The 23,833-nt window shown below is 68.5% G+C and carries 23 protein-coding genes; 14 read left to right on the top strand and 9 right to left on the bottom strand.

Going from position 1 to position 23,833, the window contains the following annotated elements:
• Window positions 1–9: 9 nt before the first annotated feature.
• The 10 genes from argS (at window position 10) to BSY239_RS18430 (ending at window position 9,659) form a co-directional block, all read left to right on the top strand.
• Window positions 10–1,683 carry an arginine--tRNA ligase gene (gene argS / locus BSY239_RS18475; RefSeq protein ID WP_069048080.1) on the top strand — a complete coding sequence of 558 codons (1,674 nt, stop codon included), beginning with the start codon at window positions 10–12 and terminating at the stop codon, window positions 1,681–1,683.
• A gap of 14 nt (window positions 1,684–1,697) precedes the next feature.
• Window positions 1,698–2,363, top strand: coding sequence for an SPOR domain-containing protein (locus tag BSY239_RS18470; RefSeq protein ID WP_069049084.1), 666 nt, complete (start codon window positions 1,698–1,700; stop codon window positions 2,361–2,363).
• Between the two features lie 77 nt (window positions 2,364–2,440).
• Window positions 2,441–3,088, top strand: coding sequence for a thiol:disulfide interchange protein DsbA/DsbL (locus BSY239_RS18465; protein ID WP_069048079.1), 648 nt, complete (start codon window positions 2,441–2,443; stop codon window positions 3,086–3,088).
• 206 nt (window positions 3,089–3,294) lie between these two features.
• A complete protein-coding gene (lptA, locus tag BSY239_RS18460; protein WP_069048078.1) occupies window positions 3,295–3,909 on the top strand; it encodes a lipopolysaccharide transport periplasmic protein LptA in 615 nt (204 codons plus the stop codon).
• 5 nt (window positions 3,910–3,914) lie between these two features.
• A complete protein-coding gene (gene lptB, locus BSY239_RS18455; RefSeq protein ID WP_069048077.1) occupies window positions 3,915–4,709 on the top strand; it encodes an LPS export ABC transporter ATP-binding protein in 795 nt (264 codons plus the stop codon).
• Between the two features lie 5 nt (window positions 4,710–4,714).
• Window positions 4,715–6,355, top strand: a complete 1,641-nt coding sequence (gene rpoN, locus BSY239_RS18450) for an RNA polymerase factor sigma-54 (protein WP_069048076.1) — start codon at window positions 4,715–4,717, stop codon at window positions 6,353–6,355.
• A 91-nt stretch (window positions 6,356–6,446) separates the two neighbouring features.
• The gene (locus BSY239_RS18445) at window positions 6,447–7,793 is read left to right on the top strand and encodes a THUMP domain-containing class I SAM-dependent RNA methyltransferase (protein ID WP_069048075.1); all 1,347 of its coding nucleotides are present in this window, start codon (window positions 6,447–6,449) and stop codon (window positions 7,791–7,793) included.
• A gap of 2 nt (window positions 7,794–7,795) precedes the next feature.
• Window positions 7,796–8,233, top strand: a complete 438-nt coding sequence (locus tag BSY239_RS18440) for a PIN domain-containing protein (RefSeq protein WP_236944102.1) — start codon at window positions 7,796–7,798, stop codon at window positions 8,231–8,233.
• A complete protein-coding gene (locus tag BSY239_RS18435; RefSeq protein WP_156775530.1) occupies window positions 8,223–9,347 on the top strand; it encodes a toxin-antitoxin system YwqK family antitoxin in 1,125 nt (374 codons plus the stop codon). Before BSY239_RS18440 ends, BSY239_RS18435 begins: the two co-directional genes overlap by 11 nt.
• Window positions 9,348–9,371: 24 nt before the next feature.
• Entirely contained in the window at window positions 9,372–9,659 is a 288-nt protein-coding gene (locus BSY239_RS18430) for a hypothetical protein (RefSeq protein WP_069048073.1), read from the top strand.
• A 3-nt stretch (window positions 9,660–9,662) separates the two neighbouring features.
• Here BSY239_RS18430 and BSY239_RS18425 read toward each other — a convergent pair whose 3' ends face one another.
• Window positions 9,663–11,282 carry an FMN-binding glutamate synthase family protein gene (locus BSY239_RS18425; protein ID WP_069048072.1) on the bottom strand — a complete coding sequence of 540 codons (1,620 nt, stop codon included), beginning with the start codon at window positions 11,280–11,282 and terminating at the stop codon, window positions 9,663–9,665.
• Window positions 11,283–11,359: 77 nt separating this feature from the next.
• Between BSY239_RS18425 and BSY239_RS18420 the strand changes: the two genes are divergently transcribed.
• Window positions 11,360–12,172 (top strand): YecA/YgfB family protein, encoded by an 813-nt coding sequence (locus tag BSY239_RS18420; RefSeq protein ID WP_069048071.1) that lies wholly within the window; start codon window positions 11,360–11,362, stop codon window positions 12,170–12,172.
• Window positions 12,173–12,187: 15 nt separating this feature from the next.
• On the opposite strand, the gene BSY239_RS18415 is transcribed toward BSY239_RS18420, so the two are convergent.
• Genes BSY239_RS18415 through BSY239_RS18405 form a run of 3 tightly spaced genes read right to left on the bottom strand, consistent with a single transcriptional unit; the run spans window position 12,188 to window position 14,715 of the window.
• Complete coding sequence (locus BSY239_RS18415) at window positions 12,188–12,850, bottom strand: glutathione S-transferase family protein (protein ID WP_069048070.1); 663 nt, start codon at window positions 12,848–12,850, stop codon at window positions 12,188–12,190.
• A gap of 9 nt (window positions 12,851–12,859) precedes the next feature.
• A complete protein-coding gene (locus BSY239_RS18410; protein WP_069048069.1) occupies window positions 12,860–13,780 on the bottom strand; it encodes an alpha/beta fold hydrolase in 921 nt (306 codons plus the stop codon).
• A gap of 44 nt (window positions 13,781–13,824) precedes the next feature.
• Window positions 13,825–14,715 (bottom strand): LysR family transcriptional regulator, encoded by an 891-nt coding sequence (locus BSY239_RS18405; protein WP_069048068.1) that lies wholly within the window; start codon window positions 14,713–14,715, stop codon window positions 13,825–13,827.
• 102 nt (window positions 14,716–14,817) lie between these two features.
• On the opposite strand from BSY239_RS18405, the gene BSY239_RS18400 reads away from it, so the two are divergent.
• Both BSY239_RS18400 and BSY239_RS18395 read left to right on the top strand, forming a co-directional pair.
• Window positions 14,818–15,864: an NAD-dependent epimerase/dehydratase family protein gene (locus BSY239_RS18400; RefSeq protein WP_069048067.1), complete on the top strand. Its 1,047-nt coding sequence runs from the start codon at window positions 14,818–14,820 to the stop codon at window positions 15,862–15,864.
• 23 nt (window positions 15,865–15,887) lie between these two features.
• The gene (locus BSY239_RS18395) at window positions 15,888–17,048 is read left to right on the top strand and encodes an Acg family FMN-binding oxidoreductase (RefSeq protein WP_069048066.1); all 1,161 of its coding nucleotides are present in this window, start codon (window positions 15,888–15,890) and stop codon (window positions 17,046–17,048) included.
• On the opposite strand, the gene BSY239_RS18390 is transcribed toward BSY239_RS18395, so the two are convergent.
• Genes BSY239_RS18390 through BSY239_RS18380 form a run of 3 tightly spaced genes read right to left on the bottom strand, consistent with a single transcriptional unit; the run spans window position 17,038 to window position 19,181 of the window.
• Window positions 17,038–18,180 carry a DNA alkylation repair protein gene (locus BSY239_RS18390; protein WP_069048065.1) on the bottom strand — a complete coding sequence of 381 codons (1,143 nt, stop codon included), beginning with the start codon at window positions 18,178–18,180 and terminating at the stop codon, window positions 17,038–17,040. The two genes, BSY239_RS18395 and BSY239_RS18390, sit on opposite strands and share 11 nt — an antisense overlap.
• A 9-nt stretch (window positions 18,181–18,189) precedes the next feature.
• The gene (locus tag BSY239_RS18385; RefSeq protein ID WP_069048064.1) at window positions 18,190–18,666 is read right to left on the bottom strand and encodes a CinA family protein; all 477 of its coding nucleotides are present in this window, start codon (window positions 18,664–18,666) and stop codon (window positions 18,190–18,192) included.
• Entirely contained in the window at window positions 18,666–19,181 is a 516-nt protein-coding gene (locus BSY239_RS18380; protein ID WP_083240065.1) for a phosphatidylglycerophosphatase A family protein, read from the bottom strand. Before BSY239_RS18380 ends, BSY239_RS18385 begins: the two co-directional genes overlap by 1 nt.
• 77 nt (window positions 19,182–19,258) lie before the next feature.
• Between BSY239_RS18380 and BSY239_RS18375 the strand changes: the two genes are divergently transcribed.
• The gene (locus BSY239_RS18375) at window positions 19,259–20,851 is read left to right on the top strand and encodes a hypothetical protein (RefSeq protein ID WP_156775529.1); all 1,593 of its coding nucleotides are present in this window, start codon (window positions 19,259–19,261) and stop codon (window positions 20,849–20,851) included.
• Here BSY239_RS18375 and thiL read toward each other — a convergent pair.
• On the bottom strand, window positions 20,822–21,814 hold the full coding sequence (thiL, locus tag BSY239_RS18370) for a thiamine-phosphate kinase (protein WP_069048062.1): 993 nt from the start codon (window positions 21,812–21,814) through the stop codon (window positions 20,822–20,824). The two genes, BSY239_RS18375 and thiL, sit on opposite strands and share 30 nt — an antisense overlap.
• Complete coding sequence (locus tag BSY239_RS18365; RefSeq protein WP_069048061.1) at window positions 21,807–23,816, bottom strand: site-specific recombinase; 2,010 nt, start codon at window positions 23,814–23,816, stop codon at window positions 21,807–21,809. Before BSY239_RS18365 ends, thiL begins: the two co-directional genes overlap by 8 nt.
• Window positions 23,817–23,833: the final 17 nt, after the last annotated feature.

The following is a 23,833-nucleotide window of genomic DNA, read 5'->3' as shown; positions in this document are numbered from 1 at the left end:
ATTCAGCCCATGCTCAAGATCAAACAGGAATTGCTCGACGGCCTCGCCGCCGAGCTCGACACACTTTTGCCCGGCGCTGCCGCGCGCGCGGCCTTCGAGTCGCCCAAGGTGGCGGCGCACGGCGATTTCGCCAGCACCGCGGCCATGCAGCTGGCCAAACCGCTCAAGCTCAACCCGCGCCAGCTCGCCGAGACCCTGCGCACCGCGCTCCTGGCCCGCCCCGAGTACGCGCAGTGGGTGTCCGACGTCGACATCGCCGGCCCCGGCTTCATCAACATCCGCCTCAAGCCGGCGGCCAAGCAGCAGATCGTGCGCGAGGTGCTGGCCTCGGGTGCGCGCTTCGGCATTGCCGAGCCCAATGGCCAGAAACTGATGGTCGAGTTCGTCTCGGCCAATCCCACCGGCCCGCTGCACGTGGGCCACGGCCGCCAGGCCGCGCTGGGCGATGCGATTTGCAGCCTGTTCCAGACCCAGGGCTGGAGCGTGCACCGCGAGTTCTATTACAACGACGCGGGTGTGCAGATCGCCACGCTGGGCACTTCCACCCACCTGCGCGCGCAGGGATTCAAGCCGGGTGACCCTCAGTGGCCCGAGAACGCCTACAACGGCGCCTACATCGCCGACATCGCGACCGACTTCCTGGCGAAGAAAACCGTGACGGCCGACGACCGCGCATTCACCGCGAGTGGCGACATCAACGACCTGGACGGCATGCGCCAATTTGCGGTGGCCTACCTGCGCCACGAACAGGACCTGGACCTGCAGGCCTTCGCGGTGAAGTTCGACCACTACTACCTGGAGTCCAGCCTGTACACCAGCGGGCGCGTCGAAGCCACGGTGCAAAAACTCATCGACGCCGGCAAGACCTACGAACAGGACGGCGCGCTGTGGCTCAGGAGCACCGACTACGGCGACGATAAGGACCGCGTGATGCGCAAGTCCGACGGCTCGTTCACCTACTTCGTGCCCGACGTGGCGTACCACATCAGCAAGTGGGAGCGCGGTTTCACCAAGGTCATCAACATCCAGGGCACCGACCACCACGGCACGATCGCCCGCGTGCGCGCCGGCCTGCAGGCGGCCAACGTCGGCATCCCGGCGGGCTACCCCGACTACGTGCTGCACACCATGGTGCGTGTGGTCAAGGGCGGTGAAGAGGTCAAGATCAGCAAACGCGCCGGCAGTTATGTGACGCTGCGCGACCTGATCGAATGGACCAGCAAGGACGCGGTGCGCTTCTTCCTGCTCAGCCGCAAGCCCGACACCGAATACACCTTCGACGTGGACCTGGCGGTGCAGAAGAACAACGACAACCCGGTGTACTACGTGCAGTACGCGCACGCGCGGATCTGCTCGGTGCTGGCCAGCTGGGGCGGTGACACCGCCACCTTGAAAGGCGCCGACCTGTCCGCGCTCGACAGCGCACCGGCCCAGGCCCTGATGCTGCTGCTGGCCAAGTACCCCGCGATGCTGAGCGACGCCGCGCGCGACCTCGCACCGCACGACGTGACCTTCTACCTGCGCGAGCTGGCCGCGAGTTACCACAGCTACTACGACGCCGAGCGCATCCTGGTCGACGACGCCGTGGTGAAGACGGCGCGCCTGGCGCTGGTCGCCGCCACCGCACAGGTGTTGCACAATGGTTTGGCTGTGCTGGGCGTCAGTGCCCCGCAAAAAATGTGATGGTGAAACAAGCGATGAAAAAGAAACCTGCCAAGACCTCGAGCTCACTCGGCGGCACCCTGATCGGCTTCGTGGTGGGCCTGCTGGTGGGACTGGGCGTGGCACTGGCCGTGGCGGTCTATGTCACCCGCGTGCCGATTCCCTTTGTCGACCGCAACGTCTCGCGCAACGCCGGCCAGGACGCCCTGGAGGCCGAGCGCAACAAGGGCTGGAATCCCAACAAGGCCTTGAATGGCGATGCCGCCGCACCCGCGCCCGCCGTGCCGCCGGAAGCTGCCGGCGCCATCGTGGTGCCGCCGGCCGACGGCAAGGGCCTGCCCCCGGCGCCGGCCGCGGCCAGCCGGCCGGTGGCCGATCCGCTGGGCGACCTCGCGCAATCCAAGCTGGGCCAGGCGCCAGCCGCTGCCGGGTCCGCCGCCACGCCACCCGCCCCCGGTGCAGATCCGTTCATCTACTTTGTGCAGGCCGGTGCCTTCCGCACCCCCCAGGACGCCGAGGCCCAGCGCGCCAAGCTGGCCATGTTGGGCATCAATGCCGATGTGAGTGAGCGCGAACAATCCGGCAGGACCGTGTACCGCGTGCGCGTGGGGCCGTTCAACCAGAAGGCCCTGGCCGACCTCACGCAGGAGCAACTCGAAGTCAACGGCGTTGAAGCCGCGCTGGTGCGCATCCAGCGCTGATCCCGGGCCGGGGGCGCGCCGGGAACTTATCCCCGCTGCGCCTGCCCCAATCCAGTCCATACAAGGAGTCTGATTCCATGCAACGTCGCGATTTTTCCCGGTCCCTGCTGGCCGCTGGCACCACCGCCCTGGCCGCCACCGGTGGCCTCATCACCCCCGCCTTCGCCCAGCGCGTCGGGCCCAAGGAGGGCACCGACTTCGTGCGCGTGAGCCCCACGGCGCCGGTGGAAAGCCCGGCCAGCCAGATCGAGGTGGTCGAGTTCTTTGCCTACAGCTGCATCCACTGCTTCAATTTCGAGCCGATGTTCGACGAGTGGATGAAGAAGCAGCCGGCCAGCGTGAACGTGCGCCGCATGCCGGTGGCCTTCAGCCCGGCATTTGTGCCGATGCAGCGCCTGTACTTCACCCTGGAAAACATGAAGCTGGTGGATCGCCTGCACAGCAAGGTGTTCCAGGCGATCCATGTGGACCGCCAGCAGCTCACCAACACGCCGGCCATCACCGCCTGGATCGAAAAGCAGGGCGGCGTGGACATGGCCCGCTTCAACGCCTTCTACAACGGCGCCGCCGCCGGTCTGGCCACCAAGGCCACCCAGCTGCAGGAGGCCTACAAGGTGGAAGGCACGCCGTCGCTGGGCGTGGCCGGCCGTTACTACGTCAACGGTCAGGGCCCCCGCACGCTGGTGGTGGCCGATGCGCTGATCGCCGAGGCCCGCAAAGGCTGAGGAGCGCTTCATTCATCAAGAGAAAGCCCGCTCTGCGGGCTTTCTCTTTGAGGCTGGGACCGGGGCGCAGGCGGCTCGCCGCAACTTCTTGAATCGATGTGAGAAAAGAACCGGTAAAGGCGTCGCGCCACCCGTTCGGCCGGCATCACGTCGTTACAATGAATGCAAGTTTCGTGCCCTCAAATCCTCCTGCTGTCACCACCTCCATGCGCCTTCGCCATCCCTTGCTTCTGACCGGCTGCCTTGTGGCGGGCCTGTTGTTTGCCGCAACGGCGCAGGCCGAAAAGGCCGACCGCAACCTGCCGCTGAACGCCGAAGCCGACGCGCTGCGTTACGACGATGCGCGCCAGACCAGCATCTTCACCGGCAACGTGATCATCACCAAGGGCACCATCGTCATCCGTGGTGCCAAGGTCGAGGTGCGCCAGGACGCGCAGGGCAACCAGTTCGGCATCGTCAACGGCAGCCCCGGCTTCTTCCGCCAGAAGCGCGACGGGGTGGACGAGTTCATCGAAGGAACGGCCCAGCGCATCGAATACGACAGCCAGGCCGACACCGTGCGTTTTGTGGGCGAGGCCGTGCTCAAACGCTTCAAGGGCACCCAGCTCAACGACGAAACCACGGGCAACGTGATCGTCTACAACAACACGACCGACGTGTTCACGGTGGACGGTGGTGTGGCCAACCGCACCGCCAGCAACCCCACGGGCCGCGTGCGCGCCATGCTCACGCCCGTGCCCAAAGAGGGCGCGCCCGCCCCCACGCCGGCGCCACCGGCCAACCTGCGCCCCAGCAACCAGCTCGGTGAGGGCCAGAAGTGACAGCGATGCCATCGGCCAAGGCCCTGGGCCCGGACAAGCGCGCCGCGCCGGTGCCCGAGATCAGCCGCCTGGAGGCCCAGGGCCTGCAGAAGGCCTACGGCAGCCGCAAGGTCGTCAAGGACGTGTCGCTCGCGGTCTTCAAAGGTGAAGTCGTCGGCCTGCTCGGCCCCAACGGCGCGGGCAAGACCACCTCTTTCTATATGTTGGTCGGCCTGCTGCGCTCGGACGCGGGGCAGATCCTGCTCGACGGCCAGGCCATCCAGGACCTGCCCATCCACCGCCGCGCGCGCCTGGGCCTGGGGTATCTGCCGCAGGAGGCGTCGATCTTCCGAAAGCTCAACGTAGCCGACAACGTGCGCGCCGTGCTGGAACTGCAGGAAGACGAAGCCGGCAAAACCCTGAGCAAGGCCGCCATCGAGGCCCGGCTCGACGAACTGCTCAAAGACCTGCATGTGGACCACCTGCGCGAGTCGCCCGCGCCGGCCTTGTCCGGCGGTGAGCGCCGCCGGGTCGAGATTGCCCGGGCGCTGGCCACCAACCCGCGTTTCATCCTGCTCGACGAACCCTTCGCCGGCATCGACCCGATCGCGGTGATCGAGATCCAGCGCATCATCGGCTTCCTCAAGTCGCGCGGCATCGGCGTGCTCATCACCGACCACAACGTGCGCGAGACCCTGGGCATCTGTGACCGTGCGTACATCATCAACGACGGTCATGTGCTCACCAGCGGCACGCCGGCCGAGATCGTGGAAAACGCCGACGTGCGCCGCGTTTATCTCGGCGAACACTTCAGGATGTAGGGCCTGTGAAACAAGGCCTGTCACTCAGGGTTTCGCAGCACCTGGCGCTCACGCCCCAGTTGCAGCAATCCATCCGCCTGCTGCAACTCTCCACGCTGGAGATGGCGCAGGAGGTCGAGCAGATGCTCGACGAGAACCCGTTCCTGGAGCGCTCCGAAGACGCCGCCGACCGCGAAACTTTCGGGCTGGAGCAGACCGATGTGCCGGTCAGCGCGGGCGAGCAGATCGCCGAAGCGGCGATCGCGCCCGACATGCCCGAGGCGCCCGGCCCCATGCTCTCCGGCACCGAATCCAGCAGCAGCACGAGCAGCGACACCGGCGAAAGTGATGCCATCGAAGGCAAGCTCGACGGCGCCACGCCGGTGGAAGAAAGCTGGGAGGGCGACGGCACGGTGGAGATGGCGCCCGACGACAGCGAGTGGGGCGGCGATGCCCCCGCGCGCAACAACAATGCGTCGGGCGACGACGACACGGCGAGTGCGGCCGACCTGGCCCGCGCCCACATCAGCCTGCAGGACTTTCTGCACGACCAGGCGCGCTGCCTGCGCCTGTCGGAAGAGGACCGCGCCGCGCTGTATTTCCTGATCGAGTCGCTCAGCGACGACGGTTACATCGAAGACAGCCTGGCCGAACTGGCCGCGGCCTGGCAGGCACTGTCGGGCCGGATGGCCACCGACGACCCCAACGAGGGTCTGGAAGAACGCGAGGCGCTGGAGCAGCGCCTGGCCATGGCCCTGCAACTGCTGCAGCACATGGAGCCCGCCGGCGTGGGCGCGCGCAACCTCGCCGAATGCCTGCGGCTGCAGATCCTGGAGATGCGCAACACGCCCGAAGCCCGCGCGGCCCTGGCCATTTGTGGCCAGTCCATGGAGCTGGTGGCCAAGCGTGATGTGAAGCGACTGTGCAACCTGTGCGGCCTGGACGACGAAACCGTGCGCGGCGCGCTCGGCCTCATCGCGCGGCTGGAGCCCAAGCCGGGCCGCCGCTTCGTCGACGTGGAGCGCAACGTGGTCGTGCCCGATGTCTTGGTGACGCGTGCCGGTCGGGGCTTCAAGGTCCTGCTCAACCCCGAGGTCATGCCGCGCCTGCGCGTGCACGATGCCTACGCCAGCGCCATGCGCCAGAACCGTGGCGGTCGCGACAACGGCGGTGAGGCCGGCCACGCCGCCATGCAGCAGCGCCTGCAGGAGGCGCGCTGGTTCATCAAGAACATCCAGCAGCGCTTCGACACCATCCTGCGCGTCTCCAGCGCCATCGTGGAGCGCCAGCGCAATTTCTTCATGCACGGCGAACTCGCCATGCGCCCGCTGGTGCTGCGCGAGATCGCCGACGAACTCGGCCTGCACGAGTCCACCATCAGCCGCGTGACCACCGCCAAATACATGTCCACGCCGTTCGGCACCTACGAACTGAAGTACTTCTTCGGCTCGTCGCTGGGCACCGAAACGGGCGGCAACGCGTCGAGCACGGCCGTGCGTGCGCTGCTCAAACAGTTCATCGCCGCCGAAGAAGCGGCCAAGCCTCTGTCGGACAACCAGCTCTCCGACCTGCTGCGCGAGCAGGGCATCGAGTGCGCGCGCCGCACGGTGGCCAAGTACCGCGAAGCCTTGCGGATCGCCCCCGCGAACCTTAGAAAATCGCTTTGAACATGGCCCCCACGCTCCGCCGCTTCGCGGGTCGCTGCCCCCCGAGGGGGCTGTTTCGCCTTGGGGCGGCCCGGCGGCGAAACGCCCTTCTATGAATCAACTTCAAGTTTTCCTGCCCTGCGCCGCCGGCGTGGAGGACATGCTCGCCACCGAGGTCAAGCGCATCACCGGTGTGGACGCGCCGCACAAGGCGCGTGGCGGCGTGGCACTGAATGCGTCATGGCGCGACACCATGCGGCTGAACCTGCACAGCCGCCTCACGCAGCGCGTGCTGGTGCAGCTCTGGCACGGCGGCTACCGCAGCGAACAAGACCTTTACCACGCGGCCAGCGAGGTGGCGTGGGAGATCTGGTTCACACCGGCGCAGACCATCAAGGTCGAGATCACGGCGCAGCACAGCCCGCTGACGTCTCTGAACTTCGCCGCGCTCAAGGTGAAGGACGCGATCTGCGACCGCTTCCGCGAAAAGCGCGGCGAGCGCCCCAGCGTGAACACCACCTGGCCCGACGTGCGCATCTACGTGCACCTGACGACCGAGACGGTGAGCCTGTACATCGACACCTCGGGCGAACCGCTGTTCAAGCGCGGCTGGCGCGAGGACAAGGGCGACGCGCCGCTGAAGGAAACCCTGGCCGCGGCCATGATCGCGGCCACCGGCTGGGACGCCTGCGCCGACCAGCCGCTGGACGAGATCGTGCCGCTGTACGACCCCTGCTGCGGCAGCGGCACCGTGGTGATCGAGGCCGCGCAGATCGCGCTCAACATCCCGCCTGGCTACTTGCGCCGCTTCGCGTTCGAGAAACTGCTGCCCTTCCAGCCGCACGTGTGGCAACCCATCCTGGATGAGGCCGAGCGCCAGCAACGCGACTGGCCCGAAGGCCATCCGCCCATCGTCTTCGGCAGCGACGTGTCCTTCCGCATGGTCGACTTCGCGCAGCGCAACGCCGAACGCGCGGGCGTGGCGCACGCCATCGAGCTGCGCGGCGGTGACGCCCTGCAGCGCATGCCGCCGAGCGACAAGCCCGGCGTGATGCTGCTCAACCCGCCCTACGGCGAGCGCATCGCCGCCGCCGGTGTGGCGGGCCAGAGCTCGGAAGACCGCGCCAGCGCACGAGCCCAGCGCGCGGCGCCGCGCGAGCCGCGCACCTTCACGGTCGGCAAGGCGGCTCCGCCCGCGCCCGGCCTGGGGCGCGAGAGTGCGCAGATGCCCGACGGTGGCGACGGCAGCGACTTCTTCAACCAGCTCGCCGCCCACTGGAAAAGCCACTACGCCGGCTGGACCGCCTGGCTGCTCACACCCGACCTCAAGCTGCCCGGCAAGATGCGCTTCAAGGAGTCGCGCCGCGTGCCGCTGTGGAACGGCCCGATCGAATGCCGCCTGTTCCGCTTTGACTTGACCGCACGCAGGCCGCGGCCCGAGCCCGACGCCGAGGACTGAACGTGGCCGAGGTGCCGGACACCACCGAAGCGCTGGTGCTCGACACCAACATCGCGCTCGACCTCTTCGTCTTTGAAGACCCGGCCACCGAGTCGCTGCGCGCGGCCCTGGCCGGGGGCCAATGGATCGCCACCACCGCCATGCGCGAAGAACTCGTGCGTGTGCTGGCCTACCCGCAGATCGCACGCCGCCTGACCGCACAGACCCGCCCAGCGCAGGCGGTGCTCGACGCCTTCGACCGCTGCACCCGCCTCGTGGCCGAAGCGCCCAAGGCGGCCTACACCTGCAAAGACCCCGACGACCAGAAGTTCATTGATCTCGCGGCGGCCCACCGCGCCACACTGGTGAGCAAGGACGACGCGGTGCTCTGCATGGCCAAGCGGCTGGCGCGCGTCGGAGTGCATGTGTGTCGCGAGTGGAGTCCGAGCCATGTGGATTGAAATGCGCTGGCCCTTGTTGGCCCTGGGTGCGGTGTTCTGTGCGAACGCCTGGGCGGTGCAGAGTTGCGAACTCAACGGCGAAAGCGTGAGCCGCGCCAACGGCCACACCACCGCCGGCAAGAGCGGCGTGATGCGCTGCACCGACGACAGTGGCCAGGTGCGCCGGCTCGACCAGACGTTGCGCGGCGGCAAATACGTGGGTCCGGTGCTCATGGTGCTGGCCGACGGCGAGCGGCGCGAGTACAGCGTCAACGAACGCGGCAACCGCGACGGCGTGGCGCGCACCTTCGATGGCAAAGGCACGCTGCGCAAAGAGGAAAACTTCGAAGACGGCAGCGCCGTGGGCGTGCAGAAACACTTTGCCGAAGCCGGTCATTTGCAGGAACTGCACTTCGCCGCCGGCCGGCGCACCGTGCTCACCATCGGCTATCTTGCCGACGGCCGCCTGACCGAGCTGCGCTGCGCTGCCGTGACGCTGGTGCCGCAAGACCGCGAAGTGTGTGGCCACGCGGGCCGCGCCAGCGAGGTCACGCTCCACCGCGCAGACAGTCAGGTCGCCGGTACGGTGAGCTACCTGCAGGGCCAGATGCGGCGCCAGACCGTGCTCGACCGCGAAGGCCGGCTGGTGCGCAATGAAGAACTCAAGGACGGTAGGCGCATCAAGCGCGTGTTCTACCCCTCAGGTCAGCAGCGCTCGGAGGCCGATTTCATCGAGCGCGATCCCAACAGCCGCGAAGGCCGTGAAGGCGTGTCGCGCGAGTGGGCCGAGAGCGGCCAACTCACGCAGGCAACCACGTGGGCCGACGGCTACGAGCAGCGCATCCAGCAGTGGTACCTGAACGGCAAACAGAAAGTCCGCCAGCAGATCCGCCGCGATGGCCGCAACCAGGAACGCACCACCGAGAGCTTCTGGGACAGCGGCCTGCCCGCCGCAGTGAACGTGGAGCGCAACGGCCGCCTGCGGGGTTGGCAGAAATACTTCACCGAATCGGGCGTGCTGGCGGTGGAAGACGAACACGGCGAGCGCGGCGTGCTGCTGCGCCGCAAGCACTTTGATGCGCAGGGTGTGTTCGTGCGCGAAGAGCGGTTTCTGGAAGACGGTTCACGCGTTTGAAGCGGGATTTGGACGAAAAACCGCATGTTCACTTGGCGCTCAGTGGCCTTTCTCGCACCAGCCCTTGCGCACGCCGGCTACATAGCGCTGGGCGATCGGTTACCGCAAGCGCTTGCCCCTGCCATCGCGGTGTCGATTTACGTGCCGCTCATGCTGCTTCAAGGTCTCGGTTTGCCGGTGTTTGGAGCCGCAGAGTCGGGCGGCTGGCCTGGGCCTTCCCTCCTGGGCTGGGCATTGCTCTCCCTGTTCTGGCTGTTGGTGTGGTGGCTGTTGTTCGCCGTCGTGATCCGGTTGCTCAGTCGACCCACCTGACGCTCAAGCCAACCCGAACCGGTCAGCATGCGCCTGCGGCCAATACGTGGTGAACACCGCGTGCTGACCGGTGAGGTCGTGCAACAGGGCGCCAGGCAGGGTCTCGGGCAGCAGGTTGGCGAGCAGGCGCACTTCGTTCTGGTTCACGCGGCGCACCAGGTGGTGGGCGGTGATCTCGGCCGGGTGTTGCAGGCCGGCGGCCTGGATGAGTTCCTGCAGGGCCATGAGCGTGCGCTGGTGGAACTGGAACACGCGCTCGGCCTTGTCGGGCACCACCAGCGCCTGCTGGCGCACCGGGTCCTGCGTGGTCACGCCGGTGGGGCATTGGCCGGTGTGACAGCTCTGGGCCTGGATGCAGCCCAGCGCAAACATGAAGCCGCGCGCGCTGTTGCACCAGTCGGCGCCGATGGCCATGGCCCGCACGATGTCGAACGCGCTGATCACCTTGCCGGCACAACCGATCTTGATGCGGTCGCGCAGGTTCACGCCCACCAGCGTGTTATGCACCAGGCGCAGGCCTTCCTGCAGCGGTGCGCCCACGTGGTCGGTGAACTCCAGCGGTGCCGCGCCCGTGCCGCCCTCGGCGCCGTCGACCACGATGAAGTCGGGTGTGATGCCGGTTTCCAGCATGGCCTTGACGATGGCGAACCACTCCCACGGATGGCCGATGCACAGCTTGAAGCCCACCGGTTTGCCGCCGGAGAGTTCGCGCAGGCGCACGATGAAATGCATCAGTTCGATGGGCGTGGCGAACGCGCTGTGCGCGGCGGGTGAGACGCAGTCCTGGCCCACGATCACGCCGCGCGCGGCCGCAATCTCGGGCGTGACCTTGGGCCCCGGCAACACACCGCCGTGCCCGGGTTTGGCGCCCTGGCTGAGCTTGATCTCGACCATCTTCACCTGCGGGTCCATGGCGTTGGCCTGGAAGCGCTCGGGGCTGAAGTGGCCGTTCTCGTCGCGGCAACCGAAGTAGCCCGAACCGATCTCCCAGATCAGGTCGCCGCCGTGCAGCCGGTGGTAAGCGGAGATCGAGCCTTCGCCGGTGTCGTGCGCAAAGCCGCCGCGTTTGGCGCCGGCATTCAGCGCCTGGATCGCGTTGGCCGAGAGTGCGCCGAAGCTCATGGCCGAGATGTTGAAGACGCTGGCCTCATAGGGCTGCGTGCAACCCGGCCCACCGATGGTGAGACGGAAATCGTGCGAGGCGAGCAGGCTGGGCGCCATCGAGTGGTTGAGCCATTCGTGACCGGTGGCGTTCTGGTCCACCTGCGTGCCGAAGGGGCGCTTGTCGGTCTCGCCCTTGGCGCGCGCGTAGGCCAGACTGCGCTGGCTGCGCGAGAAGGGTGTGGCCTCGTTGTCGCTCTCCAGAAAGTACTGGCGGATCTCGGGGCGGATTTTCTCCAGCATGAAGCGCAGGTGGCCGATGACGGGGTAGTTGCGCAGCACCGAACTTTTGGTCTGCCGCAGGTCGTACACACCGAGCACCGACAGACCGGTGAACACCAGGAACCAGAAGCCGCCGATGCCGAAAGCGATCAGCGTGAACAGACTCAGCAACGCCAGCACCACACACAGGCCCAGCGCGGTGTAGCGCACGGGATAGAGGGCGTTGAGGCGTTCGAGCATGCGGGCTTTCGTCAGAGGGTGCGGAATACACTTCAACCCATCATAAAACCCGGGCCTCTGCAGGCCCCAAGACCTCCATGAACACCCCCCTGAACACGTCGCCCGACCCCGCCGGCGCGCTGGACAACGAAGACTACGACGCCCTCGACGCCATCCTGGACGACCTGCGCACGCGCGGTGAAGACGTGCCCCAGTGGGAGTTCTGCGAAGGCGCCATGGCTGCGCTGCTGTGCACGCGCCGCCCGGTGGAGCCGGCCGAGTGGTTGCCCATGCTGCTGGGCACCGGTGCGCTGCCCACCGCTCCGCAGGAAGATGGCACACACTTCGCCAACACCGCGCAGTACGAACAATTCATGGCGCTGTGGGCGCGGCGCAGCGCCGAGGTGTCCGCTTCATTGGCCGCGCCGGTGGACACGCTGGAAGACGAGCGCAGTTACCACCCCGAGTTGATGGACGTGCGCGGCGCGGTGGCCGCCTTGCCCGAGGCCGAACGCGCCGAGTTCAAGGACCAGGAGCTGCCGGCCTACGCGCAGGTGTGGGCGCTGGGCTTCATGTTCGTGGTGGAAAACTGGCCCGAAGACTGGGAGCCGCCGCGCGACAAGGACACCGCCACCTGGATCGACGAAGCGCTGGACCACCTGGTGGCCCTGACCAAGGACGACACCGGCCAACCCACGGTGAACATGCACGCCGAAGACGGCCCGCCGAGCGTGAGCGACGAGCGCCTCAACGCGTTCGGCGCGGCGATCTGGGCGGTGTACGACCTGGCCCAGATCGGGCGCAGCCTGGGGCCGCGCGTGGAGCCGATCCGCAAGGCGGAGACACCGGGGCGCAACGATCCGTGCCCGTGTGGCAGCGGAAAAAAATACAAGAAGTGCCACGGTGCCTGAACTGGCACAACGAAGTCACTTCAATTCAAACGGCCCACCCTGCACCAGCGCACGCTGGTAAGCAGGCCGGGCGTGGATGCGGCGCAGCCAGTCCATGAGCTTGGGGCGGCTCTCGTCCAGCCCCGCGCGGGCCACAGCGGCTTCCACCGGAAAACTCATCTGCACATCGGCCGCGCTGAACGAGCGGCCGGCGAACCAGTTCGACGTGGCGAGTTCGCCTTCCAGAAAATCCAGATGCTGCGTGAGGTTGGGGGTGATGAAGCGCTTGTGCACCGTGGCCGAGATCGCCTTGGCGATCGGGCGCACCAGCAGCGGGGCTTTCTCCACCTCGTCGAACACCAGCTTCATCAGCAGCGGCGGCATCAGCGAGCCTTCGGCGTAGTGCAGCCAGTAGCGGTAGCGCAGAAACGACGGCGTGCCGGGTTCGGGTGAAAACTTGCCCTCGCCGTAACGCTCCACCAGGTACTCGATGATCGCGCCCGACTCGGCCAGCGTGGTCTGCCCGTCGGTGACCACCGGCGACTTGCCCAGCGGGTGGACCTTCTTGAGTGCGGGCGGCGCCAGCATGGTCTTGCGGTCGCGTTCGTAGCGCTCGATCTGGTAGGGCACGCCCAACTCTTCGAGCAGCCAGAGCACGCGCTGCGAGCGCGAGTTGTTGAGGTGGTGGACGGTGAGCATGGGGGTCCTTTAGGCGGTGGTGGTCATGAAGCTGCGCAGTGCTGCGGCGGTGGCCCCGGGCAGTTCCTCGGGAATGAAATGGCCGGCCGCCATGGCCTCGCCGCTCACGGTGCCTGCGCACTGGGCTTGCCAGAGCGCGAGGGGATCGAAGAACTTCTGCACCACGCCGCGCGCCCCCCACAGCACCTGCGTGTCGCAGGCGATGCGTTGTCCGCGCTCGCGGCTCTCGCGGTCGTGATCGAGGTCGATGCCGGCGCTGGCGCGGTAGTCCTCGCAGGCGCTGCGAATCGCCTCGGTGCGGCAGAAGCAGCGCTCGTACTCGGCCAACGCCTGCGGTTCGATGTGCGGCAGGCGCGTGGTGCCCTGTGCCGAGCCCCACCCGCCGAGCTTGGCGTGCAGATAGGCCAGCGCATTGCCGCCGATCATGAGTTCGGGCAAGGGCGCGGGCTGGATCAGGTGGAACCAGTGGTAGTAGGCGCGGGCAAACGCCATGTCGGTGCGCGCGTACATGTCCAGCGTGGGGGCAATGTCGATCACGCAGAGCTTGCGCACGCGTGCCGGGTGGTCCACCGCGAGCCGGTGCGCCACGCGGCCACCGCGGTCGTGGCCGCACAGAAAGAAGGTGGAGATGCCCAGCGCATCCACCACGTCGACCACGTCCTGCGCCATCGCGCGTTTGCTGTATGTGCTGTGGTCGTTCTCGCCAGGCGCGTGCGACGAATCGCCATAGCCGCGCAGGTCGGGCAGCACCAGTTTGAAGTGGGGCGCCAGCTCGCGCGCCACGCGATGCCACATCACGTGGGTTTGCGGAAAACCGTGCAGCAGCACCAGCGCAGGTCCGTCGAGCCGGCCGCCCACGCGCACGGCGGCGTGGGCGCCCTGGGTCGGGATCTGTTGAAACTCGAAACCGTTGAACCAGTCAGCGCTCATGTGGTGTCTCCTGGTCGTCGAGTGTAGGTGCGGCGCGTGCGTGTTCAGGCCAGTGCCTGCGGCATCGCGGTCGCCAGAAAGTCCCAGACCCGGCGGATGCGGGGGTTGCTGCGAATTTCCCGGTGCACCGCCAGCCACATGGGCAGCGGTGGAATGTCCAGCATGGGCAGCAGCGGCACCAGCTCGGGGTTGTGTCGCGCCACATAGCGCGCGAGAAAACCCACGCCCAGTCCCGCGTTCACAGCGGCCTGGTAGGCGTTGAGGTCGTCGGTGCGCACGGCGAAATCCTCGCGCTGCAAAGGGAAGCCCATGGCAGCGAAGCCGCGCAGGATGTCGGTGTTGCGGTCGTTGCCCACCAGGTCGTGGGCCAGCAGGTCGGTGGGCACGCGCGGCGTGCCGCGCCGGCGCAGGTAGTCGCGGTGCGCAAAGGTGCCGATCACCACCTGCCCCACGCGTTTGGCCACCAGCGAACTCTGGTCGGGCCGCACCATGCGCAGCGCGATGTCGGCTTCGCGCTGCAGCAGGTTGCTCACCGCGTTGCTGGACACCAGCTCGATCTGGATGTCGGGGTGCAGCACGCGCATCTGTTGCAGGAGCGGAGGCAACAGCACGCAGGTGACCGGTTGGCTTGCGCTGATGCGCACCGTGCCGCGTGTGTCGGCCTGCGCTCCCGAGGCCTGGCGCGCCAGCTGGTCGGCCGCGCCCGACATGCTGCGCGCCGCTTCGGCCAGGCGGTGGGCGTGCGCGGTGGGCACCAGGCCGCGGCCAGTGCGTTCGAACAGCACCACCCCAAGCTGCGCTTCCAGTTCGCCGATGTGCCGGCCCACGGTGGGCTGGCTGGTGTCGAGCGCGCGGGCGGCGGCCATGAGGCTCCCCCGGTCCAGCGCCGCGAGGAACGAGGGAATCAATGCCCAGTTGAAGTGGCCGGTATGCATTTGTGCATGGCTGGTGTTTGGTTTCAGGCAATTGTGTATGGGGCGAGACATTTCCACAATGCGTTCCATGGTGCCGGTGGTCGGTGCCCACAGGAGTTCTTCATGAACACATCTCCTTCTCTTCTTCCCTCGGGCACCGTGCTGGTCCTGGGGGGCCGGGGCCGGTTCGGTCTGGCTGCGGTGCAGGCCTTTGCGCGCGGCGGCTGGCGCGTGCTGGCCCAGATGCGCCCCGGTGCGCAGGCACCGCAGGTGACGGGAGTGCAGTGGTTGCCCCTGCCGCTGGACACACCCGGCGCTGTTCAGACGCTGGTGGACCAGGTGCGTCAGGCGGGAGGTGCCACGGTGGTCGTCCACGCCCTCAACCCGAAGCAGTACACCCGCCCGGCCTGGGAGCGCGAGGCCTGGCCATTGCTGCAAGCCGGCATGCGGGTGGCCCAAGCCCTGGGGGCCACGCTGATGCTGCCGGGCAACGTCTACAACTTCGGCCAGAGCATGCCGGCGGTGTTGCTCGAAGGCGCGCCCGAGCGACCCAGCATGGCGATGGGCCGCATCCGCGCCGCCATGGAAGCGCGGCTGGAAGCGGCCACCCAGCGCGGCGAACTGCGCGCAGTGGTGGTGCGCGCCGGCAACTTCTATGGCCAGGGATCGGGCACCTGGCTGGACCGCGCGATGCTCACCGGCATCCACCGCGGCAAGCTGGTGTTTCCGGGTCCGATGGACGTGGCCACGCCCTGGGCCTACCTGCCCGATCTGGCGCGCACCTTTGTGGCGCTGGCCCAGGTCCGGCATTCGATGCCCGCGTTCGAGTCGTTGCATTTCAGCGGCCACACCCTCACCGGCGCCGACTGGGTGCGTGCGCTGGAGCCGCTGGCGCGGCAACAGGGCTGGCTGCAGGCCGATCGGCCGCTGCGGGTGGGCGGTCTGCCCTGGCCGCTGATTCATGCGCTGGGCACGGTGATGCCCGGCTGGGGCGCGCTGTCGGCCCTGCGCTACCTGTGGACGCAGCCCCACCAGCTGGACAACCGCCGCCTGCGTTCGCTGATCGGCACCGAGCCCCACACCCCGTGGCCCACCGCGCTGCAGGCCACCTTGAGCGACCTGCACCTGCTGTCGGTGCCGACGTCCCCGGCGCTGCGCGCAACCGCTTGAACGACTGAAACAGGAGCCATCACATGGACCGCCGAATTTTCCTTCGCACCGTGGGTGGTGGCGTCATTGCCGCCGCCACCGCCACCACCGTGGCGGGCTGCAGCAGCGCGCTGCCTCCCGAAGCCATCGCCGCCTGGAACGGCCCGGGCAACGAGCCCGATGCGCGCCGCTGGATCCTGGCCCACGCCATCCTCGCACCGCACTCGCACAACCTGCAGTCGTGGCTGGTGGACCTGAGCGTGCCCGAGGAGATCACGCTCTTCCTCGACCGCAGCCGCCTGCTGCCCGAGACCGACCCGTTCTCGCGCCAGATGATGATGAGCCAGGGCACGTTCCTGGAGCTGCTCGACCTCGCCGCGAAGCAGAAGGGTCTGCGCGCCGAGATCTCATTGTTCCCGCAAGGTGTGTTCCCGCCGACCACGGTGGACGCGCGGCCCACGGCGCGCATCCGCCTGGTGCCGGACGCGTCGGTGCAGCCCGATCCCTTGTTTGCCCAGGTGTTTCGCCGTCGCACCCACCGCGAAGCCTATGAAGCCCGCGAGCCCGACGCGTCGGCCTTGCAGGCCATCGGGGCCAGCGTGCAGCCGCACGCGGTGCGTGCGGGTTTTGTGGGGACCGCCCAGGCCGACCTGATGCAGCAGCACCGCCGCATCGCCATGGAGGCCTGGCGCATCGAGCTGGTGACGCCGCGCACGGTGATGGAGTCCATCCAGGTGTTGCGCGTGGGCCCGGCCGAAATCGCGCAGCACCGCGACGGCATTTCGCTCAACGACCCGATGGTGCGCGCCTTGGCGGCGGTGGGTTTGTTCGACCGCAGCAAGGCACCCGCCCCCGACGATGCATCGACGACCATGCAGATCAAGGACTTCAACGCCAACATTGCCGCCACGCCCGCGTTCTTCTGGCTGGTGACCGAGGGCAACGACCGCGTCACCCAGGTGCAGTCGGGCCGCGCCTACGTGCGTGCCCAACTCGCGGCCACGGCGGCGGGGCTGTCCATGCAGCCGCTGTCGCAGGCCTTGCAGGAGTACCCCGAACAGGCCGGCACCTATGCGGCGATCCACCAGTTGGTGGAGGCACCCGCGCCGCGATTCACGGTGCAGATGTGGGCGCGGCTGGGCTACGCGCCGGCCATCGGGCCCTCGCCGCGGCGTGGGCTCGATGCGCACATCCTCAAGGCTTGAGGTCGAACGTGGCTTCGGCCAGCGCCAGCCCGTTCACCAGCAACTCGATGCGGTGCATTCCCGGGTAGAGCGTGCGCGTGGTCACGGGTTTGAGGCTGTGGCGTTTGTCCAGCGCGCGTTCTTCGCCGGCTGCCAGCGAGAGCTTCCATCCCTTGAACACCTTGGGTGAGCTGCTGCCGTTGGCGCGCACGTGCTGCACCGCGTAGTCGATCTCCAGCGGCTGGGGCTGGCGCGCGGTGGATTGCAGCGTCACGCGCAAACCGATGGCGTCGCCCACCGCCGCCTGTGCCGCCGAGAGGCTGAGCGTGGCCCGCCCCGTCAATCCGCTGGCCAGACCCCAGGCCGCGAGCGTGGGCGCATGGCCCTGTTTGATGAGGCTGCGGCTCGCGTGGCGCAAGAGCGTGCTGCGCTCGGGCGTGGCCTGGATGAGGTGGTCCTTCACCCAGTCGGCCACCAGATCCGGGTGGTCTTTGGCAATGTCGTTGAGGTGGTTGGCCACGCTGCGCCGCACATAGCTGCTGGTGTCGTCCTGCAAGGCGCGCAGCAGCGGCAGCGCGGGGGTGGGGTCGGCCACCAGGGCCTGCAGACGCAGGCCCCAGGGCAGGCGGGGGCGGCTGCCTTCGCTGACCAGGCGGCGCACGTGCGCGCTCGGGTCGTTGGCCCAGCGCGCGAGCACGGGCCACACGGCCTGCGGCTGCTGCTGGATGAATGGGCGGATCGCGAACTCGGCGGTGGAGCGTTGCGTGAGCGCGTGCAGGCAGACCAGTGAGCGCGGCACGTCGTGCTGGCCGTGGCGCGCCACAAACTCGCCCATGGACCAGATCACCCAGCCGGCCAGCCCGGTGCTGGCCTGTGCGGAGGTGAGGCCCTCGGGCTCGCCCCGCGCGTCCAGCGGCAGCGGTGGCGCCAGGCTGGCTTCCAGCACGCTGCAGGCGGCGTTGAAATCGCCGGGCAGCGTGGCGCGCATCGCGTCCGCCAGTTGCAGCATGCGCGCCTTGAGTTCGAGCGCGTCCAGGCCGTGGTTGGCGAGCGCTTCAAAGCGCGGGCGGTCGAAGTCGCTCCAGGCGCGTTGCAGGTGCTGGCCTGCGCTGGACACGGTGGTGGCGTTGATCAGGTTCTTGAACGGTTCCATCGCGTGCTCTCAGGGCAGGCGTTGCAGCAGCCCGGCCAGTGCGTGCCGCACGGTGGCGGCACGCACGGCGGCGCGGTCGCCGTCGAAGCGCTGGTGTTCGGTGAAGCTGCCCGCCGGTGTGGCCCAGCCGAACCACACCGTGCCCACCGGTTTGTCCACACTGCCGCCGGTGGGGCCTGCCACGCCGGTCACGGCCACCGCGAGTTGCGCGGGCGAGTGGGCGAGTGCGCCCGAGGCCATCGCGCGCGCCACCGGTTCGCTCACCGCACCGTGCTGGCGGATCAGGTCGGCGGGCACTTTCAGCAGCTCGGTTTTGGCGGCGTTGGAGTAGGTGACGAAACCGCGTTCGAACCAGTCGCTGGACCCGCTCACATCGGTGCACGCGCCCGCGATCAGCCCACCGGTGCAGCTCTCGGCCGTCGCCATCATGAGTCCTCGAGCCTTGAGCTCGCGCGCAAGCTCAAGCACCAGTTCGGGCGTGTTCATCAAAACCTCCAGAGTGCGATCACCAGCAATGTGCAGAGCGCGGCGGCGAAATCGTCGAGCAGGATGCCGAAGCCGCCGCGCGGCCCGAAACCTTTGAAGGTCTTGTCGGCCCAGGCCATGGGGCCGAACTTCACCGCGTCGAAAAACCGGAACAGCACAAACGCCGCCAGCTGCGCCCCGATGCCCGCTGGCGCGATCAACCACAGCACCAGCCAGAAGGCCACCACCTCGTCCCACACGATGTGGCCCGAGTCGGCCACGCGCATGTGTTGTGCGGTCACGGTGCAGGCCCACCAGCCGACCAGCGTGGTGGTCAGGATCAGCAGCCCCCAGGCGGGCGCCGACATCAGTGGCTGCAGCAGCAGGAACGCAGCCCAGGCCCACAGGGTGCCCACGGTGCCGGGCGCAAAACGGCTCAGGCCCGCGCCTGCGCCGAGCGCAATGAAGTGGGCCGGGTGGGACAGCAGGAAGGCCCAGGTCGGGCGGGCCAGGGGGGCGGGGGCGGTCGACAACATGGACGAATTATGGGTGTGCGCACTTGCTGGGCCGTGACGCCGGCGAGATACTGGCGCGGACCAAACAAGGGGGCCGCATGGAGATGAACTCGGGTGCCATCCTCACCGCCATGGTGCTGGGCGTGCTGCTCACGGGGGCGGCCTCGTGGGTGGTCTCCGGCCTGTACCGGCGCCGCATGCTGGCCCTCATGAAACGGTCACCACCGCCCGATCCGGCGCAGGCCGTCGCCGGCAACCGGGTGCCCGCGCAGGCCAGGCCCGCCGCCCCGCTGGACCCCGCCGCCAACCGGCGCGCCAGCGGGCGCTATCTGTTCGCCGTGAGCGCGCTGAGCCTGTTGATCGGCATCACCCAGTCGGTGCTGGCGCTGCTCTTTGTCTACGGCGCCGAACTGCTCAGCGTGGGCCGCGCGCTCACGCTGGGCGTGGTCTACGCCTGGCCCATGGCGCTGACCTGGGGGCTGGTGCGGCGCTGGTCGTGGCTGCGCACGCTGGGCGCCATCGGGCTCTATTTGCTGGCCATGCTGGCGCTCACGCTGTGGCGCTCCGTGTCGCCGCAGCCTTTGGCCACCTCGTTGGGCTGGCTGGGGGGGCTGGTGCTGTTGCCGGTGGTGGTCACGCTGGTGATCGGTGCCAGCGGCCGCATCCGTGCGGTGGCGCCGTACCTGTTGCCCATCTTCATGCTGCTGGCGGCCTCGTCGGTGCTTGCGCTGCAGGTGATGGTGAGCGGCGTGCAGGACCCGCCCGCGTGGGTGATCTGGTTGGTGGGTGCCGTGGGGGCCTGGCCCGCCATCGTGCTGATGGCGCTGTCTCCGTGGGTGCTGCTCGCCTGGCCGGCCTGGGCCATCGCCCGTGCGCTGGCTCGCGCCTACCGGGCCAAGCGTTTCTCCGACCTCTGGTACCTGCTCGCAGCCTACTGGCTGGTGGTGCTGGCTGCCTCGGCCTTGCCGGCGCTGCAGGGCGTGGGCTGGATCGCGCTCACCCAGTTCCTCCCCTGGTTGTGGATTCCGCTGGCGGCCTGGGGCCTGCGCGGCTGGCTGGCGCCGCGCGGCGCACCGCCCACGCTGCTGGTGCTGCGCGTGTTCCAGCAGGACGCGGGTGTGCAGACCTTGTTCGACCGGGTGGTGGAGCGCTGGCGCCACTCGGGCAACACGGTGCTGATCGCCGGCACCGACCTGCTCAGCCGCACCATCGACCCGGACGACGTGTTCACCTTCCTCAACGGGCGCCTGGCCGACCGGTTTGTGGCCAACGAGGCGCAGGTGGCCGAGCGCCTGCGCGACTTCGACCTCGCGCCCGACCCCGACGGCCGCTACCGCGTCAACGAGTGTTATTGCTTCGACAGCACCTGGCAGCAGGCCCTGGCCGCGCTGGTGGCGCAGGCCGACGTGGTGCTGATGGACCTGCGCGGCTTTCAGGCGCGCAACCAGGGCTGCCGCCACGAACTCGGCGTGCTCGCCACCGCGGCGCACCTGCAGCGTGTGGTGCTCTTGTTCGACGCGAGCACCGACCGTGGCACCGCGCTGGCCGATCTGGCCTTGGCGCCGGCGGGGCGTGTGGTGTGGGTGGAGGCCGGGCGGCTGGAGCAGAAGCGCGTGGCGCAGATCGTGGGCGCGCTGCTCGGCGCCGGCAAAGAACCGGTGTCAGGCGAAGTGGTCGAAGCCGCGCGCTGACACCGCCACCGCGTGGCCCGAGGCGTCCAGCACGCGCAAGCCGGGCGCGGCGCTGATGCGGCCGATGCGCTGCAAGGGCGTGTGGCTGGCCTGGGCCGCGGCTTCCACGGCGGCGCGGGCGATGGGCGCAACGGTGAACAGAAGCTCGTAGTCGTCGCCGCCGTTGAGAAGGCAGTCGATGCGCCGGGCTTCGGGCAGCAGGGCCAGCGCGGGAGCGGTGGGCAACTGGCCGAGCGCGACTTCGGCGCCCACGCCACTGGCCGCCAGGATGTGGCCCAGGTCGCCGGCCAGGCCGTCGCTCACATCGATGGCCGCGTGCACCGCGTTGCCCAGCACGGCGAGCAAGGTCGCCAGTTCCAGCCGCGGCGTGGGGCGCTCCAGCCGCCGACGCAATTCGGGGTGCTGGGTCAGCGCCTGGGCCCCGCAGGCCTGGGTGGCCCAGTCGGTGCCCTGCATCAACTCCAGCGCCAGCCGCGCTTCGCCGGTGCGCCCGGTGAGGTAGAGGTCATCGCCCACCTGCGCCTGGCTGCGCTGCATGGCCAAGCCGGGGCGCACCTCGCCCATCACGGTGATGCAGATGTTGAGCGGGCCGCGCGTGGTGTCCCCGCCCACCAGCGGGCAGGCGTGGGCATCGGCCAGCGCAAACAGCCCGCGTGCGAACGCGGCGAGCCAGGCTTCGTCGGCCTGGGGCAGGGCCAGGGCGAGCGTGAAACCGAGCGGGCGCGCGCCCATGGCGGCGAGGTCGCTCAGGTTCACCGCGAGCGCCTTGTGGCCCAGGGCCTCGGGGTCGACACCCTCGAAGAAATGCCGGCCCTCGACCAGCATGTCGGTGGACACCGCGAGCTGGCAACCCGGTTGCGGCTTCAGCAGGGCGCAGTCGTCGCCGATGCCCAGGGCCACCGAGGGCCGGGCCACCTGGCCGGCGCGCTGGAAGTGGCGCCGGATGAGTTCGAATTCACCCATGGGGCTGTTCGGTGGAAGCGTCGGCAGGACGCGGGTCGCTCGGGGGCAGCAGGAAACTCAGCGGTGCCAGCACAATGCGCTGCCTGATCGCGGCGCGGATCAGCTTGCGGTTCACCTCGCTGATGTTCTGCGCCTGCAGGGCGAGACGGAACGCAAGGTAGAAACTCACGCCCAGGTTGATCGGGCCCACGGCCATCACACCGGCCGCTGCCCACCAGAAGGCGGGCTCGCGCAACACGTCCAGCCCCAGCGCAAACGCCGCCGCAGCCATCTGACCGGCCGACAGGGTCACGTGGCGCACATCCAGGCCGATGCCGAAGAACTGCAGGAAGGCGGGTGTGAGGCCGAGCATGAAACCCAGCGAGATGTTGGCGGCCAGGCCCGAGATGTTGGTGCGGGTGAAGTTGGCCCAGCGCGCGGCGCGCTGGCGGCCGAGCACGCTGGTGAAGCGTGGGTTGTGCTCCATGGCCGAGTGCAGCTTGTGGAAGACAAACCAGTTTTCGACCCAGCCCGCCACGATGCTGGAAGCAAACAGCAGCACGCCGGTGAACGCCGCAAACAGCAGCGTGGGGCCGAGCAGGCTGATGCTCTCCAGCGTGTGATGCGCTTTTTCTTCGTCCACCATGGCGCTACCGGTGGTGAACGCCAGCACCGAGCTGATCAGCAGCACCACCGGGACCACCAGGCCGATGTTGCCCACGATCGCCGCCACCTGTGAACGGAACAGGTTGGCCACCTCATCCACGAAACGCTTGACCGAACCCGGCGCCTTGATGTCCTTGAGCTTGGCCACCATGGCCGGCGCGGTGACGGCCGGCTGTTTGGTGGCCACCGTGAGGTGCAGCAGCATGATGAGCACGAACGACGCAGCGTAATTCATGCCCGCGGCAAAGCCGCTCCAGAAAGCGGAGAGACCCAGGCCGTAGAGCGCGAACTTCACCCAGGTGGTGAGGCCGATGATCGCGCCGCCGCCCGCCGCCTTGCCCAGCATGTCCTTGTATTCCGCGGCGTTGCGGGTGATGTAGTGCTCGCCGCTCTCGGCGCTGCGCTCGGCCACCTTGGCGGCGGTGAGGTGCGAGCTGGCCGCGATGAGCGAGCGGATGCTGCGGTTGTCCAGCCCCACCTGGGCGAGGTCGGCCAGCAGGGCCACGGTGGCGCGTTCGGGCTGGTCGGACTGCAGGCAATCCAGCAACTCCTTCACCCGCACCACGCGCTCGCGCAGCTGGCGCAGTCGGAACACGATGCCCACCGACACGCCGTGTTCTTCCAGGTGCGAATACACCGAGTAGGCCGCGTGGCGGCAGGCGTCGAGCTGGTTGCGCAACCGCGTGGCTGCAGCCAATGCCTCGGGGCTTTGCGCGCCATGCACGCGCACCTCGCGGCGCAGCGACTCCAGGTCGCTGGGCAACTGGTGGAACGGCTTCTGTTCCTGGGCTTCGGGCGACATGCGCACCCGGATCTCGGAGGCAAAGCCGGTCGCACTGACCTGGCTCACGCAGGAAATCATGGCGTCCATCAGCGCCACCTGCCAGAAATCGGCCGTGTCGGCGCCGGGTTCGGTGCCGGTGCCGATCAGCAGGTCGCGCAGGCGCAGCAAGGTGGCGCTGTCCAGTGCCTTCAGCCAGCGCACGTCAAAGCGCGTGGGCAGCAGCAGATCGAACAGTTCGCCCAGGTCGTGGGTTTCGGGCGTGTGGGGCAGCGCCTTCTTGCGCAGGCGGTTGCCGAACTCGCTCAGGAAGGCCGTGCGCGGGGCAAAGCCGTGGTCGGCCAGCAGCGGCGTGATGTCCACGGTTTCCACAAAACGCTGCCACCAGCGGCGCCAGCGCTGCTGCAGGTCGGGATGGGATTGCACGCTGTCGAGAAACTCGCGCACGCGGGCCACGCTGGCCTGCACGTCCTTTTCATCGCCGCGCACCCAGCGCATGGCATCGATCAGCCACAGGTGGCGTTGCGCCAGGGGCGCGTCGGGGTCGATGGCGTCGATGAGGGCAGTGACGGCCATGGGCGAGGAGCCGCGCT

The sequence above is a fragment of the Hydrogenophaga sp. RAC07 genome, assembly GCF_001713375.1.
Classification (GTDB): Bacteria; Pseudomonadota; Gammaproteobacteria; order Burkholderiales; family Burkholderiaceae_C; genus Hydrogenophaga.
This window is presented reverse-complemented; position numbering and strand designations above follow the sequence as displayed.

Bases quoted from the DNA above. Each gene is read 5' to 3' on its own strand.
- BSY239_RS18420 (WP_069048071.1), top strand. From the start codon at position 11,360: ATGAACACCCCCCTGAACACGTCGCCCGACCCCGCCGGCGCGCTGGAC.
- lptA (WP_069048078.1), top strand. From the start codon at position 3,295: ATGCGCCTTCGCCATCCCTTGCTTCTGACCGGCTGCCTTGTGGCGGGC.
- BSY239_RS18365 (WP_069048061.1), bottom strand. From the start codon at position 23,816: ATGGCCGTCACTGCCCTCATCGACGCCATCGACCCCGACGCGCCCCTG.
- BSY239_RS18445 (WP_069048075.1), top strand. From the start codon at position 6,447: ATGAATCAACTTCAAGTTTTCCTGCCCTGCGCCGCCGGCGTGGAGGAC.
- thiL (WP_069048062.1), bottom strand. From the start codon at position 21,814: ATGGGTGAATTCGAACTCATCCGGCGCCACTTCCAGCGCGCCGGCCAG.
- BSY239_RS18410 (WP_069048069.1), bottom strand. From the start codon at position 13,780: ATGAGCGCTGACTGGTTCAACGGTTTCGAGTTTCAACAGATCCCGACC.
- BSY239_RS18470 (WP_069049084.1), top strand. From the start codon at position 1,698: ATGAAAAAGAAACCTGCCAAGACCTCGAGCTCACTCGGCGGCACCCTG.
- BSY239_RS18435 (WP_156775530.1), top strand. From the start codon at position 8,223: ATGTGGATTGAAATGCGCTGGCCCTTGTTGGCCCTGGGTGCGGTGTTC.
- BSY239_RS18375 (WP_156775529.1), top strand. From the start codon at position 19,259: ATGGAGATGAACTCGGGTGCCATCCTCACCGCCATGGTGCTGGGCGTG.
- lptB (WP_069048077.1), top strand. From the start codon at position 3,915: ATGCCATCGGCCAAGGCCCTGGGCCCGGACAAGCGCGCCGCGCCGGTG.
- BSY239_RS18425 (WP_069048072.1), bottom strand. From the start codon at position 11,282: ATGCTCGAACGCCTCAACGCCCTCTATCCCGTGCGCTACACCGCGCTG.
- BSY239_RS18400 (WP_069048067.1), top strand. From the start codon at position 14,818: ATGAACACATCTCCTTCTCTTCTTCCCTCGGGCACCGTGCTGGTCCTG.
- argS (WP_069048080.1), top strand. From the start codon at position 10: ATGCTCAAGATCAAACAGGAATTGCTCGACGGCCTCGCCGCCGAGCTC.
- BSY239_RS18430 (WP_069048073.1), top strand. From the start codon at position 9,372: ATGTTCACTTGGCGCTCAGTGGCCTTTCTCGCACCAGCCCTTGCGCAC.
- BSY239_RS18395 (WP_069048066.1), top strand. From the start codon at position 15,888: ATGGACCGCCGAATTTTCCTTCGCACCGTGGGTGGTGGCGTCATTGCC.
- BSY239_RS18390 (WP_069048065.1), bottom strand. From the start codon at position 18,180: ATGGAACCGTTCAAGAACCTGATCAACGCCACCACCGTGTCCAGCGCA.
- BSY239_RS18380 (WP_083240065.1), bottom strand. From the start codon at position 19,181: ATGTTGTCGACCGCCCCCGCCCCCCTGGCCCGCCCGACCTGGGCCTTC.
- BSY239_RS18405 (WP_069048068.1), bottom strand. From the start codon at position 14,715: ATGCATACCGGCCACTTCAACTGGGCATTGATTCCCTCGTTCCTCGCG.
- BSY239_RS18415 (WP_069048070.1), bottom strand. From the start codon at position 12,850: ATGCTCACCGTCCACCACCTCAACAACTCGCGCTCGCAGCGCGTGCTC.
- BSY239_RS18385 (WP_069048064.1), bottom strand. From the start codon at position 18,666: ATGAACACGCCCGAACTGGTGCTTGAGCTTGCGCGCGAGCTCAAGGCT.
- BSY239_RS18465 (WP_069048079.1), top strand. From the start codon at position 2,441: ATGCAACGTCGCGATTTTTCCCGGTCCCTGCTGGCCGCTGGCACCACC.